General features: G+C 42.2%; 9 protein-coding genes. 6 read left to right on the plus strand and 3 right to left on the minus strand.

What is annotated here, in order from left to right; genetic code table 11:
* Positions 1–510 precede the first annotated feature (510 nt).
* The 5 genes from purL to FXW07_RS05320 all read left to right on the plus strand — a co-directional run bounded on the left by purL (position 511) and on the right by FXW07_RS05320 (position 8277).
* Complete coding sequence (gene purL, locus FXW07_RS05300; RefSeq protein ID WP_229394530.1) at positions 511–2658, plus strand: phosphoribosylformylglycinamidine synthase subunit PurL; 2148 nt, start codon at positions 511–513, stop codon at positions 2656–2658.
* A 424-nt stretch (positions 2659–3082) separates the two neighbouring features.
* Positions 3083–4219 (plus strand): glycoside hydrolase family 57 protein, encoded by a 1137-nt coding sequence (locus FXW07_RS05305; protein WP_229394531.1) that lies wholly within the window; start codon positions 3083–3085, stop codon positions 4217–4219.
* Positions 4216–5412: a glycoside hydrolase family 57 protein gene (locus tag FXW07_RS05310; protein ID WP_229394532.1), complete on the plus strand. Its 1197-nt coding sequence runs from the start codon at positions 4216–4218 to the stop codon at positions 5410–5412. Before FXW07_RS05305 ends, FXW07_RS05310 begins: the two co-directional genes overlap by 4 nt.
* Positions 5413–5449: 37 nt before the next feature.
* Positions 5450–6259 (plus strand): V4R domain-containing protein, encoded by an 810-nt coding sequence (locus FXW07_RS05315; RefSeq protein WP_048122431.1) that lies wholly within the window; start codon positions 5450–5452, stop codon positions 6257–6259.
* Positions 6256–8277: a glycoside hydrolase family 15 protein gene (locus tag FXW07_RS05320; protein ID WP_229394533.1), complete on the plus strand. Its 2022-nt coding sequence runs from the start codon at positions 6256–6258 to the stop codon at positions 8275–8277. Before FXW07_RS05315 ends, FXW07_RS05320 begins: the two co-directional genes overlap by 4 nt.
* A 308-nt stretch (positions 8278–8585) precedes the next feature.
* Here FXW07_RS05320 and serS read toward each other — a convergent pair whose 3' ends face one another.
* The gene (serS, locus tag FXW07_RS05325) at positions 8586–9851 is read right to left on the minus strand and encodes a serine--tRNA ligase (protein ID WP_229394534.1); all 1266 of its coding nucleotides are present in this window, start codon (positions 9849–9851) and stop codon (positions 8586–8588) included.
* A 305-nt stretch (positions 9852–10156) separates the two neighbouring features.
* On the minus strand, positions 10157–11341 hold the full coding sequence (sppA, locus tag FXW07_RS05330) for a signal peptide peptidase SppA (protein ID WP_229394535.1): 1185 nt from the start codon (positions 11339–11341) through the stop codon (positions 10157–10159).
* 805 nt (positions 11342–12146) lie between these two features.
* Here sppA and metG point away from each other — a divergent pair.
* On the plus strand, positions 12147–14288 hold the full coding sequence (gene metG, locus FXW07_RS05335) for a methionine--tRNA ligase (protein WP_229394607.1): 2142 nt from the start codon (positions 12147–12149) through the stop codon (positions 14286–14288).
* A gap of 506 nt (positions 14289–14794) precedes the next feature.
* On the opposite strand, the gene FXW07_RS05340 is transcribed toward metG, so the two are convergent.
* A partial coding sequence (locus tag FXW07_RS05340) for an ISNCY family transposase (RefSeq protein WP_229393383.1) occupies positions 14795–15745 on the minus strand: 951 nt, incomplete at its 5' end.

Here is a 15745-nt window from a genome sequence, read left to right on the forward strand (position 1 = left end):
AAATTCGATTCAATAATTCAATTTTCTTGATTCCAGCTCAGATTGTCATCACAATTGAGCGCAACCGTTGTTCCGTAATCGTTGCACCGTTTGATCACGCCGTCACTCAGGGTTTTCGCTCAAGCCTTTTTTGAAAAGGCTTGCGCCACAACCGTTGCACCGTTTGATCACGCCGTCACTCAGGGTTTTCGCTCAAGCCTTTTTTGAAAAGGCTTGCAGTAGAGCAGTTTTTTGAAAAGGTATGGGTTAGAAATATTTATTTAATTCTTATCCCTTTATGTCGGCATAAACTGTTAACGCTAATACTGAAACTCTTGAATTTAAGGGAATAATCAATTTATATGGCTCTTCGTTGTTTTGTGTGGATATCCTCATAATATTCTCATGAAAACCAATGCAGTCTTGAGTTGAAAATCATCTTATCCATACGGAATCGCGAAGAGACAATTATATTAAGAAAAAACCAGAGCTTCGGCATCCAAAAAAGGACTAAGTATCAGAGGCAAGGCAATGTTACCTGAAGAAGACCTTAAGATCATTAAAAAAGAACTGGGGCGAGAGCCCACCCTGGTAGAACAGGGCTGCTTTTTAAATTTATGGAGCGAACACTGTTCCTACCGCTCAAGTGCCCCTCTCCTGAAAACTTTTACCAGTACGGGCGAAAATGTGATTATTGGCCCCGGGGACGATGCTGCAATTATAAAATTTGATGATGGCTATGTACTTGCTATAGGTATGGAAAGCCATAACCACCCTTCATATGTCGACCCCTACAACGGAGCTGCTACCGGTATAGGAGGTATCGTAAGAGATATAATCTCCATGGGAGCCCGCCCAATAGCCCTTATGGACCCACTCTATTTTGGGCCTCTGGACACTCCAAAAAATATGTTCCTTTTTGAACAGATAATTAAGGGAATTGCAGGGTATGGAAACTGCATAGGAGTGCCAGTGGTCAATGGTGAGACTTTCTTTGACCAAAAATACAGTGGAAACCCTCTTGTAAATGTTGTTGCAGTAGGGCTCTGCCGGGAAGATGAGGTCATAACTGCCCGCTCCCAGAAAGCCGGAAACAAGCTTGTGCTCGCAGGTTCCAGCACAGGAAAAGACGGACTTGGAGGAGCTTCCTTTGCCTCCAGAGACCTTTCCGAATCAGCCGAAGCGGAAGACCGTCCGAGCGTCCAGGTGGGAGACCCATATACTGAAAAGCTCGTAATTGAAATGACGCTGGAAGCCATGAAGAAGGGTTATATAAAGTCCTGCAAAGACCTGGGAGCTGCTGGTCTTGGAGGAGCAAGCGCGGAACTGGCTGCAAAGGGCGGACTTGGAGCTTACATTATTGCAGATGCTGTGACCCAGCGCGAACCCAATATGAATGCTTATGAAATCCTGCTTGCAGAATCTCAGGAACGCATGGTCTTTGAAGTAGCTCCTGAAGACGTTGATTCCGTACTTGCTCTGGTAGCAAAGTACGACCTTAATGGGGCAGTAGTAGGATACTTAACAGAAAAACCAAACTATACGGTTGAATTCAAAGGGGAAGTCGTTGTAGATATTCCAATTGATTTCCTGACAGGCGGAGCTCCGACCTGCGAGAAATCTTCAGTAGCTCCTATTCCTCAGGTTGAAGAAAGTAAAGCCCCCGAAACTCCGGAAGACCTTAAGGCAGCCTTCCTGAAAGTTATCTCTTCCTACAATATTGCCTCAAAAGAATGGATCTACAGGCAGTACGACCATGAAGTCCAGTTAAGAACAGTTGTCAAACCCGGAGAAGACTCTGGCGTGCTCAAGATAACTGATGAAAAAGGACTCGTACTTTCCTGCGGCTGCCAGCCAAGAGCTACTCTTCTTGACCCATATAACGGAGGAAAGAATATAGTAGTTGAAAACGCCATGAACCTTGCAGTAAAAGGGGCTGAAGGGCTTGCAATTGTAAATTGCCTGAACTTTGGGAACCCGGATCGCCCGGAAATCTACTGGCAACTCAAAAACTCCGTACTTGGACTTGGAGATGGGGCAAGGGAACTCTCAATCCCGGTCGTGGGAGGAAATGTATCCCTGTATAATGAAAGTGATGAATTTAAGACCGCAATTCTTCCAACTCCTTCAATAGGAATAATAGGGAAAGTCAACCTTGAGACTCTTCTCCCTTCAAGCTTCTTTGCAAAATCAGGAGACACCATCATCCTGGTAGGAGAGACAACTGCAGATCTGGGAGGTTCCGAATACTATGCCTGTTTCGAGGCCCAGAATGCCGGAAAAGTTCCTTCTGTCCCGAAAAATGCTCCTGAGATTATAAAAGCAGTAATCGAAGCGGCAAGAAGCGGAAAACTCAGCTCGGCACATGACCTTTCCCTTGGAGGAATTGCAGCAGGAATTGCGAGGATGTGCAAGAATTCCGGTGCAAAGGTAGACCTGAGTGAAGTTTCGGAATTAAAAGCTGAGGAACTCCTATTCTCAGAAGCCCCGGCAAGAGCTCTACTTGCTACAGGCGAACCCGAAGCTGTACTCGAAATCCTCAAAGATGTGCCTCATATGATTATCGGCAAAGTCGAAGGCAATTCCCTAGAGGTTAAAGGAAAAGACTTCGAGATTTCCCTATCCCTAAAAGAAATCTCCGATGCATACGACAGCTTGACAAGGTTTATGATGAGATAAAATTTCCGAGTCGTCACCCGAGTTCCGTCACCCGAGTCCCGTCTCGGGAGGACGGTGCCCTTTTCGCTTCGCTCAAGAGGGCTGAGAAATATTGTAGATAAGTTTCACGTAAATAAGTTTCACTCACGTGTGATAACTTACAAGGCTACGGCTTTTTCGTCCATGCCTTGTTTTTGGAAGCATGAGACTTTCTTTGCTTCCAAGAGATTTTCTTTGCTTCCAAGAGATTTTCTTTTCTTCAACTTTAGATGGGATTCCATCTATCTTACCTTTTAATTTGTTTTTAATCTAAGTTGTTCTTTTTACCCTTGAGTTATTATCAGTATTTTCTGATTCCTTGCAAGGTAAGATTTGGCATAAAAAATAGTTTTGAGTTAACCAAAACAATAGTTTTTAGTAGGTTTCCGCACTAGATTACTGTGTTATGAAAGCTGTATGCATCTGTATGGGAGTGCATCTGCCTTACAGTCCTAAGTGGTACTGGCCTGTAGAGGGATTTTTTGGGGTGCCTGAAATGGACCGGTATTTTGACCGGAATAGTATTTTTTCAAAATTTTTAAAAACAAGCCGACAGTTTTTACGTCTTAATGATCTGATTATGGAGTCCATAGAAAGAGGGGGAAAATATTCCTTTGATCTATCCGGGCCATTCCTTGGGCAGTGTCGATGGGACCCCGAACTTCTCGAATCATTCCGCGAATTTGGGGAAAATGAGAGCGTGGAATTCACAGGGAGCTGTAGTTATCACTCTCTGAGTTCGCTATATCCTGATCTTTCCTGGTTTAAGGAAGAAGTGCTCATTTATAGAGAAATGATCCGAGAATTACTGGATATCACCCCTAAAACCTTCGTAAACACAGAGCTCCTGTACACCGAAAGAGTAGGGACGATTCTTACTGACCTGGGTTTTAACTGCCTTATCGCCGAGGGGTCCAGGAATCTCATGAATGGATATGACCCTGTACATGTATTTGAAAACCATCTCCCGACTTTGTTGAGGCATATAAACCTGAGCGAAGACCTTGAACTGCGCTTTTCGGAAAAAAACTGGCAAGGCTATCCTCTTATTCCGGAAAAGTTTGCGGACTGGATTGCCAGCATGGAAGGTGACATCCTGACTCTTTATTTTAATTATACAAGCCTCTGCTTTCACTACAGAAACAAAAGCATGATAGACGATTTTATCAGGACGTTTCCAGAGGCCCTAAAGTCCAGGGGAATTGACATGCTCACACCTTCTGAAGCTGTCAGTAGATTTGAACCCTTAAAACTTCCTACCCTGGGAACCGAACAGACAATCCGTTATGGGATAAATAACGCATTAGGTAACCATGCTCAGCAGCTTTACCTGCGAGAACTGGTAAGAATTGAAGAGGAACTCTCAGGGCTTAAAGAAAATAAGAACTATCGAGAACTTAAACATATATTCGGTTACCTTCAGCAGAGTGAAATCTTTTTTTCTATGAATTCTGGAAATATCAGGGAAGGATATGAAAGGGCTGTCAATTACTTTTCCATCCTGTCCGATTTCAGGAGAGCTGTGCTGGAGGAGGGAGCATGACATCGGTTTGCATGTATTTCCAGGTACATCAGCCTTTCAGACTGCGCAGGTTCTGGCCTGATGACCGATCAGGTTTTTTCCGTTATTTTGACGAGAGAAGCAATAGGGAGATCTTTGAAAGAGTAGCCCGGAAATGTTACATTCCTACAAATACACTCCTCCTGGATGCTCTTGACGAACATAAAGGAGAATTCAGGTTTTCTCTTTCGGTTACCGGGACCCTGCTCGAACAATGTGAACTCTGGGGAAAAGACGCCCTCGAAGGCTTCCGGCAGATGGCGGAAACCGGATCAATGGAATTTCTGGACGAAACCTTTTATCATTCCCTTTCAAGTCTTTTTGAAGACAAAACCGAATTTATTGAGGAAATAAAAGAACATAGAGAACTTATGTTTGACCTTCTGGGAGTTAAACCTAAGGTATTCCGGAATACCGAACTGCTTTACAATAACACTATAGCAAAGATTGTTTCGGGTCTTGGGTACAGGGCGATCCTTACCGAAGGAGCGGACCATATGCTTGAGGGAAGGTCACCCAACGTACTTTACAGGGCAAAAGGTTCAGGGCTTCCTATTATCTTTAGAAATTACAAGTTGAGTGACGATATAGGATACAGGTTTTCTGCAAGGTGGTGGGAAGGGTATCCCCTGACTGCAGAGAAATGGGCCTCATGGGCTTCAGGGAATAATGAAGATTGTGTTAATATCTTTATGGACTATGAGACCTTCGGAGAGCATCAGTGGGAAGAAACCGGGATATTTTCCTTCCTGAAAGAACTTCCCGGGGAAGTGCTCAAGACTCACCTGGATTTCAGCACCCCTCTTGAGCTTGTCGAAAAATATTCCCCTGTAGCCGAGATCGATGTTGGGGACTTTTCCACAATTTCCTGGGCTGATATGGAACGCGATACAAGCGCATGGCTTGGAAACGATATGCAAAGGCGCTGCTTTGAAGAAATAAAGCTGCTTGAACCCTTTGTGAGGAAGACGGAGGACCCTGAAATCCTGCGTATATGGAAGCATCTGCTGACTTCGGACCATTATTACTATATGTGTACAAAATGGCTCGGAGATGGGGATGTACATTCATACTTCAGTGTCCATTCCACGCCTTTCGATGCCGCGGTTAATTTCATGGCTGTACTTATGGACTTCAAAGCACAGGTATTCAGAAAACTTCGCACAATAGCTTAACTAAAGAACACATACTAACTTATGGGAGTCAGGTAACATGGTAAGAGACTTATTCATGTTTGCAGGTTTCAATGAAAACTCGCAGATTGTATGGTTTAAGATAATCTACTCGAAAGAGCCGGGATCTCTATCTTTAATAACTGACTTTCTCGAAAAAGAGAATGCGTTCATTATGTTTGGTCATCTGGATAATATCACACAGAAAACCGGAGAATATTCAGTATTCACCGAGCTTAACAAAGATGTTGATCCGGAGGATTTCGCCCGAAAAATAAAGGAACTTGAAGTTGTAAGTGAGGTCGAATATGGGCTTTCAGAATACGGAATGGTTTATTCCGTGGACTTCCCTCTAAATGTTATAGGAGTCAGGGGAGTTATGGCACGGGCACTTACCATTGTTGATATCATTAAAACTCTTAACCAGAGTGCGCCGCATGCAGAAGGCCTTCTCACTCTTTCAGGACTTAAGGGGGGGACTCACGCAGCAAAGTATTTCAAGAGTATTCTGGACCTTAATGACAGTAATTTTGCAAGCGTGCTTGCAGAACTCTTTAAAGGCGTGGGCTGGGGAATCCTGGAAATCGAATGTGATCCCAAAACTTATGAAGGAAAAATCGTTGTGAAAGACTCGTTTATAGCTGATGTTTACGGAGGGTCGGAACAGCCAGTTTGTGCCTTTATGAGTGGTTATTTTGCAGGTTACCTGACCGAGTATTTCGGGAAAAACATAAGTGTGAGGGAGGTAAGCTGTAAAGCTACAGGAAAAGAAGTCTGTGAACACATAATCTCGCCGGCACCGTCTGGCGGTACAAGTCAGGAATACCAACTGAGAGGGGAGACACGGTGATAAAGCAACCCAACGTTATTCTTGGAAATGACGAGCTGCTTGTAACAATGGGAAAAAAGGGGGAAATAATAGGTTTTTTTTATCCCCGACGAGACCATGCTCAACATGTCGAGGAATCTGTTGCCTGTATTCATACAGGAGAAAGGCTTCTCTGGACTAATGATAATGAATGGCACGGCATCCAGAACTATATCGAGGACACGAATATTGTGTCAACAAAACTTTATCATGATTCGGGAATCCGAATTTCCATTCTTGACCTTGTGCACCCTGACGTGCCTGTCCTTATCCGCAGGTTCAAGGTCCAGTCCCAGAAAAAGCTTTCAGGAAAATTCTTTTATTACTCGAATTTTAACGTAGGTGAAACCTCCAAGAAAAACTCCGGGTTTTGCGATACCGATATTCATTTGCTTATACAGTACTGGCAAAACTATCATATAGGGATCTATTCTCAGCCAGAGTTTAATGAGTGGCAAATTGGAAAGGCAATGGATACTATATGGTGGACGAATGCCAAATATGATATGGAAGACGGAAAACTCCAGGGGAACAAAGAAGACATAGGAAACATTAATAATGCGGCTGGCTGGGATCTTGAACTGGATGCTGACGGAGCAAATGAGTTTGTAATCCTTATAGGTGCTGCTTCTTCCCGACGCCTCTTATATAAGAGAATGCAAGAGCTCTCAAAAATGCCTCTTGAATATATTTTTGAAAAGACGCGGGAACACTGGGTTATGTGGCTTTCCAGAAAGCAGGTGATCAAAATTCCGGGGCTTGAAGAACACGACAACCTTCGTCAGGATCTGTTCAATGCCTATAACCGGGCTCTTCTAATGCTTTACCTCCTTAACGACCGCGAATATGGGTCTTTTGTAGCTGCTCCGGAATTTGACTCAAACTTCGAGAAATGTGGAGGATATGGGTTCTGCTGGAATAGAGATGCTGCAGAAATCGTGCTTGCATTAAAGCATTCAGGCTATCCAGACTACTGTGACATGTTTTTCAAGTGGTGCATCCAGACTCAACTCCCTGATGGTTCCTGGTTTCAACGCTACTGGCTAAATGGAAATATAGCTCCCTCCTGGGGTAATTTTGACTACTCAACTCAGATTGACGAAACCGGGTCTACGCTCTATGCTATGGATGTTTATTACGGGATTCTTGAAGGCCTGAAGAAAGCTGAATTTCTAGAAGAGGTCTGGGTCTCGGTGCTCAGGGCTGCCGAATATCTGATGAAGCGGACCAAATCCGGAATTCACGAGAGATGTATGGATCTCTGGGAGACTTACTACGGAATTTTTACATATACAAACGCTTCAATTTATGCCGGACTCATGGGTGCTTCACACCTGGCTGAAGAAAATGGAGAAGCTGGCATGGCAAGGCGCTGGAAAAAGAGGGCGGAGTTCGTCAAACGGGCTACGATTGACCGTTTCTGGCTTCAGGAAGGTTACTTTGCAAAAGGTGTAATTAATGAGAAGCTGGACAAAACGATTGATGCAAGTATTCTCGGCACTTATGTTCCTTTTGGAATGCTCTCTGCAAAAGACCCTCTGGAAAAGGATATGATTCAGTTCATGATAGAGAACATCCAGAAAAAACTCTCAGTACCCATAAATCTCGGTTACGGCATCAAGAGGTATGAAAATGACAGTTACATAAACGGAAACCCGTGGGTAGTAACTACGCTCTGGCTTTCGGAAGCAATGTTTACCTTTGCCCTTGAACTTTCCGATGAAAATGAAAACTCTACCTCCACGCATGAGAAGTTCTATGAACAAGAAGAAAAGCCGGAAGAAACAGTAAAAAGGCTGACCAAAGAAGGGATTGAATACCTCAAATGGTCTCTTGCCGGAGCAACCAGTACAGGACTTCTTCCGGAGCAGGTGGATAAGTCTACAGGCACCCCTGCCTGGGCAATCCCTCTCGGATGGAGTGGATCTCTGATACTTAATAACATTCTGCTTCTGGACAAAATCTGCAGGAAAAAAGCCGGGAATATGCAAGACTATTAAGGTGCAAAAGTCTGAGAAAAAGAGAAACACAGCTAGTTGCGCAGTTTTTCACCTATCAAAATAAATATTTAAGGAATTGAAGGAGGAAAGAGCCCCTAAAAACAAGAAAAGCAATGAAGAACTATAGTCACGCCTGTAATTGTTGCAACAAAAAACTTCATTGTACCTCATTGGGCAGTTACATCTATCTCCTTACATCCTTTCATCCACGATATCCTTTCATCCACGCTTCTCCGCGTTGATGGTGTTTTGGAATCTATTTTGGTATTCCCAGAACTTCTGCCTAGCTATACTTATTCAGTTTAAGTTTAGACTTCGTTTCTAATTTCTGTTGCCCCGCCGAGGTATGGCCTGAGAACCTCAGGGATTTCCACACTTCCGTCCTCACGCTGGTAGTTCTCGAGTATCGCAACAACTGTCCTCCCTACAGCAAGGCCTGAGCCGTTAAGGGTATGGACAAACTGCGGCCCTTCAGGAGTTCTGAAGCGGATATTAGCCCTTCTGGCTTGGAAGTTCTCGAAATTGGAGCACGAAGAGATTTCTCTGTATTTTTCCTGTGTGGGTACCCACACCTCAAGGTCATAAGTCTTCGCTGCTGAGAATCCGATGTCTCCAGTACACAGGTTTACAACGCGATATGGCAGTTTTAAAAGTTTAAGGATTTCTTCCGCATCATTGGTGAGCTTTTCCAGTTCTTCATATGAGGTTTCCGGTTTTACGAACTTGACAAGTTCAACCTTATTGAACTGGTGTTGGCGGATGATGCCTCTGGTGTCCTGACCATGTTTTCCTGCCTCACGCCTGAAACAGGCAGTATACGCTGTAAGGAAGACCGGCAGGTTTTCAATGTAGTCGTCCATAAAGAGATTTGTTACAGGGACTTCTGCGGTAGGTGCAAGATAGTAACCATCAGTACATAAGTACATGTCATCTTTGAATTTTGGGAGTTGCCCTGTACCAGTCATGGCTTTTTCATTGATCAGTACTGGTGGAAAAACTTCAAGATAACCCTGCCTTTCATGTACGTCCAGCATAAAGTTTATGAGCGCTCTTTCGAGTTTTGCGCCCATACCTTTATAGACTGTAAAACCCTGGCCTGCGATCTTGGCCCCTTTCTCAAAGTCAAGTATGTCCAGTGCTTCTCCTATATCCCAATGGGGTTTTGGAGTGAACGTGAACTCTCTTGGCTCGCCAACAACCCTTACAACTGGATTATCATTCTCGTCCTTACCTACTGGAGTTGTCGTGGATGGGATATTGGGAATTCTAAGCATTATTTCATGTATGTTTAACTTGTAATCACGTATTGTATCATCGATTTCTTTTATACGGCTATTAATGCCTTGCATTTCCTCTATCTTGGATAAAGTATCTTTATTTTCTTTCTTTAGCTTCGCTATCTCACGGGTGACCACATTGCGCTTATGTTTTAGCTCATCACCTTCGGCGAGACATTTTCTCCACGCTACATCATACTCAAGAAGGTTATCTATAAGCTCGGTGCTCATATTCCTATTAATGAGAGCGTGTCTAACTATATCGGGACTATTACGTACAAGTTTGAGATCCAGCATATTAAGCCCGAGATATCCTGCATGTGAGAGAATATATATTTTGTGATTTTTCGGGTGTAAAGCTGTTATAAAAATCAGCAAAGTTGAAAAAAGAGAAAAACATGGAAATATTAAGATAAAAATAAAATTAAAAAATCTGAAAACCCTAACTGTTCCCAATTAAAACTATATCACTTAACTATATCACTTAACTATATCACTTAACTATATCACTTAACTATATCACTTAACTATATCACTTAACTATATCACTTAACTATATCACTTAACTATATCACTTATTAAATGCTCTCTCGGTTAGGGTTTCAGGCAAGAAGTTTTCCATATGGACTTTCTTCAAAGTAACTGACAGACTGTTTGGCGGTCTCATTAGATCCTGTGGAATCCGAACCCAAAAGGAGCCTTGAAAGACTTGCTTTATTCATATATTCAACTTTGGGTTCTCCGGAAATTCCTCCAAGTTCCGCAGCCTTGTCAATTGCATCATAAAGATTTCCGAAACCATCCACAAGCCCAAGTTTCTTTGCCCTGGCTCCGGTGTATATGCGGCCATCAGCAAGAGCCTTTACGTCACTTCTGGACATGTTGCGCCCTTCTGAAACCTCAGTTACGAAATTTTCGTAGCTATCCATAACTACAGAATCAGCATACTCTTTTTCCTGATCAGTGAGTCCTCTCCAGGTACTTCCCATATCTTTCATCTCTCCAGATTTTGCAACGTAGTAATCTACACCTGTTTCTTTATTAGAGAGAGAATTATTCTGGAAGACCCAGATCACTCCAATAGATCCGGTATTCGTAGAGGGGTTTGCAATAATATAATCAGTCGGCGCAGAGATATAATATGCAGCACTGGCTGCAAGGTCCCCCATGGATACAACAACAGGAATTCCTTTTGCCTGGGCTTTCTTAATTTCTTCTACAATTTCTTGGGCTGCTGCTGGAGATCCTCCAGGACTGTCAATTCTAAGCACAATTGCCTTGACTCCACTATCTGCGGCAGCCCTGCGAATATCTCCTGCAATCTCTTCTGAAGTAGCATAACCAAGCCCTTCAGCAATGTTTCCAGAAAATATAGTACCCTGGACATAGATAACAGCTACCTTCTCCGAACTTCCCAGGCTTCCACCAACACCAAAATTGGAGGAGATCACCGCAAGACTCACCATTATGATAGTAATGAGAGCCAGTACGACCAGCAGGTAGGGCATCCATCTATGCTTTTTGTTCTGTGGATACGGATTGGGATTCATGCTTAAACTCTTGTTTTTAATTTCTTTATTTTCAGAGATCTCAACGTGGGGCCCATGATCATCTATTTTTTCCGGACCATAAGGGGCAGAGCTATCGAAGGAGTTATTACTCGTGCCGTATGTTCCATTATCAGGGACGGAGTCATCTCTTCCATTGTGAGGACTGCTTTGTAAGTTGTCGTCTCCAGACAGATCTTTTGAGTTCGTGTCCTCAGGGTTTATGTTTTTATCGCTCATATATGATGGAACCGTATATCTAGGATCGTATATTTTAGATTTACCACTTTAGTTTGCGGTCTTGGGCATTGTTTGAATTGTTAATCAAGAGAATATTTATTGTAGCAGGCGGTGCAAGATGGATAACTTACAAAAGTTCGCAGACAATATAATTTACTCAGCAGTTCATTTGTCGGAGCTATTATTAATCTGTCTCTACATTCCACCCTTCTTTATATATCATTATTAACTATTCCTCAAATAGATTACCTTGTAAAACACAGTAGCGAAACAATTTCAGAGTTGCAACAAACTTTTTCCAAAAAAGTTTGATCAAAAAGCGTGAGCGAAACAATTTCAGAGTTGCAACAAACTTTTTCCAAAAAAGTTTGATCAAAAAGMGTGAGCGAAAYAATTTCAGAGTTKCAACAAACTTTTTCCAAAAAAGTTTGATCAAAAAGCGTGAGCGAAATATATTTCAGAGTTKCAACAAACTTTTTCCAAAAAAGTTTGATCAAAAAGCGTGAGCGAAATATATTTCAGAGTTGCAACAAACTTTTTCCAAAAAAGTTTGATCAAAAAGMGTGAGCGAAACAATTTCAGAGTTKCAACAAACTTTTTCCAAAAAAGTTTGATCAAAAAGCGTGAGCGAAATATATTTCAGAGTTKCAACAAACTTTTTCCAAAAAAGTTTGATCAAAAAGCGTGAGCGAAATATATTTCAGAGTTGCAACAAACTTTTTCCAAAAAAGTTTGATCAAAAAGAGTGAGCGAAATATATTTCAGAGTTGCAATTGTCGAAGAGGAATATATTCATAAAAAATATATGGAGATAAGAATGCCAGAATCATCCAGTAAACCCGTACTTGTCACCTGTGGCCTGCCTTATGCTAATGGCAAGGCACATATCGGGCATCTCCGGACCTATGTGCCCGCTGATATTTATGCCCGTTCCCTGCGAAAAGAAGGGAGGGACGTTACTTTTGTCTGCGGTTCGGATACTCACGGTACCCCTATTGTCGTAAATGCCGAAGAACTAGGGATTACTCCCAAAGAACTTGTAAAAGTATATCACAAACATTTTGACGAGACTTTCAAGCAGCTTGGAGTTTACTTTGATGCTTTTGGGACTACTGACGATCCTGAAAATCACAACCGGACCCTGGATATTGTAAACAAGCTGATTGAAAAAGGCTATGTGTACCCGAAAACCATCGAAATTGCCTATTGCCCTAAGTGCAATCGTTTTCTTCCTGACCGCTATGTAGAAGGTTCATGCCCTCACTGCGGCGAAATTGCAAGAGGAGACGAATGCGATCAGGGATGTGGAAAACACCTTGAGCCCGGAGAACTTCTGAACCCTGTCTGCACTATTTGCGGAGGGCCTGCCGAGTACAGGCAACAGGAACACTTCTTTTTCAAGCTTTCCGAATTCAGCGATTTCCTCATGGATTATCTCTCAAATGACCTTGGCGGAACCATAAATGCCAGAAATTATGCACTTGGCTGGGTAAAGCAGGGGCTTACGGATTGGTGCATAACCAGGAACCTGGAATGGGGAGTAACATTCCCTGGGCATGATGACCTCGTGGTCTATGTTTGGGTAGATGCTCCTATAGGATATATCGCCTTTACCGAGGAATGGGCTGCAAAAGCCGGGGATTCCTGGGAAAAATTCTGGAAAAACGACGGGGAAATTGTTCATTTTATAGGAGGGGACATTACCTATCATCATTGTATCTTCTGGCCGGCTATGCTTAAAGGCGCGGATTATTCAGTCCCTACAGCTGTTGTAGCTTCAGGCATGGTCAAAATTGAAGATAAAAAGTTTTCCAAGAGCCGGGGTAATGTGGTCTGGGTAGGAGAAGATTACCTTGACCACGGTTTCCATCCTGACCTTCTGAGATATTATCTGGCAAGCTATACCTCACACACAAAGGAGCTGAACTTTTCCTGGCGTGTGCTTCAGGAAAAGATCAATGCCGAACTTGTTGCCGTGCTCGGGAATTTCCTGTACCGGACAATGCTTTTCGCTTACAAGAACTATGGAGAAGTTCCAGCAGGAGAGCTTGAGTCTGAGGTAAAGGAAGAGATAGAAAAGGCCCTGAAGGAAGTAAAAGCCGCAATGGCCGAATATGAGTTCAAAAAAGCCGTTGATTCTGCAATGTCCCTTGCGTCTTTTGGAAATACCTACTTCCAGTCCCACGAGCCCTGGAGCCTGATAAAACAGGATAAGGCCGCCTGCGGGCAGGTGCTTTACAACTGCCTTCACCTGGCAAAAGCTCTGTGCCTTATTTTTGAGCCAGTAACCCCCGGAAGCACGGAGACCGCCTGGAAAGAACTCGGGCAGGAAGGAGACCTGCACACCGCACTGTATGCTGATGCTCTCGTGCCTCTGAAAGCAGGCACAAAACTTGCAAAGCCCAAAATCCTTTTCACAAAGCTTGAAGATGACAGGATTGAGGAAATGGAAGAGATTGCAAACCAGAGAGTAAGAGCCGCAGATGCAAAGAAAGCCGCAGGAAAAGGCAATGGAAAAGAGCCCACCAAATCCGAAGGGATGGGCACTGCCGAAGAAGCAAAAACAGCCGAGAAAGCTGACACTGCAAAATCCGAGACAGAGGAAAAAGAAAAACTTCCCACGATCGAGTACGAAGACTTTGCAAAACTCGATATCCGCGTAGGAAAAGTTTTGCTTGCTGAACCTGTGAAGAAATCAAAAAAGCTCATCAGGATTGAAGTGGACATTGGCGAAGAAAAGCCAAGGCAGCTTGTTGCAGGCCTTGCTTCTTATTATGCTCCAGAAGAGCTTGTAGGAAAAACTGTAATTGTACTCGCCAACCTGAAACCTGCCAAACTCTGCGGAGTCGAATCAAACGGCATGATGCTTGCAGCCGACGATGGCGGAGAGATTGTAGCAGCCCTGATGCCGGATAAAGAGATAAAGCCGGGTTCAAGGATACGCTGAAACGACCTCTTGAATTCAAAAATACTTTTACTGGCTTAGAACCGTCTTCTAATTATATATTAGAGGACGCCTACCAGTTTATCTGACAGCGCACCCCAGAAAAGGTAGAGTTAGGCAAAAAAGGTAAAATACTATTTGAAAAGAGCAACGTGCAGGTAGAATTAAACCCTGTTATTTATTATGTAGGATTTTCATTTTTATTTTCTGTTTTTTACTCTTATTTTCTGTTTTTACTCTTATTTTCTGTTTTTACTCTTATTTTCATTTCATAAGAGTTACGGAGACTCAGTTTCATAATTTAGTGATTTTTCATTTTTTCCGTCCTTAAAACTTCACTTTTCTCTGCTAACTGCTCAAATAAACTGTAATAATCCTTGAGAAATGATTTCTTTGGCAGGAATGCCAAAGAATTATTTTACTCCGTTAATTGTTTCACTGAATTTTTTGACTAAAATCGATACGCTCCGCTACTTAATCCTTAACTCAGCTCTCAAAAATATCTTTTACTAAAGCTTAAATGGAGTAAATAATCTGAACAATTCCAGAAATGACTTTTGTGGTTTCTTGAGCAAATTTAATCTTCTCATTTGAGCAAGTTTGATCTGATTCTCAATTCCTTTATCAGTCCTGAACTGCTTCTTGTTATCCGTTTTTAGACTTTTTGAATAATAACTTTCAATAGGATTATTTGTCGCCGGCGCTCCTGGAAGATAATGGAACAAAGTAAGATTTAGCCAGTGTTTATTGATCATCCACAATCGTTTTTGAACCAATTCATCATATGTTCTTATATTTTCCATTAATTTATTGAAGTTATATTTTGCTTTTTCAAGACTATTAAGTGGAAGATTTTCCTTTTTCCGTCTTCTTTCAAGCTTTAATTCATTTCTATACTTGTAAAATTTCTTTTTTGCGTTTTTACTCCATTCCTGATGTTTTTCTTCTTTATTAACTAGATTAGGTTCTTCAGATAGAAGTTCTTCCAGAAATTTAATYTCATTCTCTCGATTGTAAAATATATTCAATAACCTGTACTTCAATAATTCCTGTTCAATTGTTGTATTTTTTGGGAAATCACTAACAATAAGCTTGTTTAAGTGCATTAAACAATATTGATGGACTAACTTATCCCCAAAAATTTCCTTTAATATATCAGGGTATCTCTTATCAAAGTCCGTAACGATAAACACAGGCTCTGATGCATCCAGATTTTTCTGTAAAAATCCCTTGATGGTTTCTGAACTCTTATCTTCAAAAAGTTCATCTGCTATCGTTCTTTGAGTTTTTGCATCCAGTAAAGTTAAACGGTATTTCTGACATCTTCCTTCTTTTGGATGTTGTTCGTCATAGTGCACCATATGTATATTTTCTGAAAATGGAACAGTTTTCTGTTCCATTTCTTCGTAGAATGCTCTTAAAATAGTGCTTTTTGATCTCGGATAGATGAAGTCCATTAT

The organism is Methanosarcina sp. DH1 (assembly GCF_020804205.1).
Taxonomy (GTDB): Archaea; Halobacteriota; Methanosarcinia; order Methanosarcinales; family Methanosarcinaceae; genus Methanosarcina; species Methanosarcina vacuolata.

Excerpts from the sequence above, each read along its gene's own strand:
- FXW07_RS05310 (WP_229394532.1), top strand. The coding sequence starts at position 4,216 with ATGACATCGGTTTGCATGTATTTCCAGGTACATCAGCCTTTCAGACTG.
- FXW07_RS05315 (WP_048122431.1), top strand. The coding sequence starts at position 5,450 with ATGGTAAGAGACTTATTCATGTTTGCAGGTTTCAATGAAAACTCGCAG.
- FXW07_RS05305 (WP_229394531.1), top strand. The coding sequence starts at position 3,083 with ATGAAAGCTGTATGCATCTGTATGGGAGTGCATCTGCCTTACAGTCCT.
- metG (WP_229394607.1), top strand. The coding sequence starts at position 12,147 with ATGGAGATAAGAATGCCAGAATCATCCAGTAAACCCGTACTTGTCACC.
- purL (WP_229394530.1), top strand. The coding sequence starts at position 511 with ATGTTACCTGAAGAAGACCTTAAGATCATTAAAAAAGAACTGGGGCGA.
- serS (WP_229394534.1), bottom strand. The coding sequence starts at position 9,851 with ATGCTGGATCTCAAACTTGTACGTAATAGTCCCGATATAGTTAGACAC.
- sppA (WP_229394535.1), bottom strand. The coding sequence starts at position 11,341 with ATGAGCGATAAAAACATAAACCCTGAGGACACGAACTCAAAAGATCTG.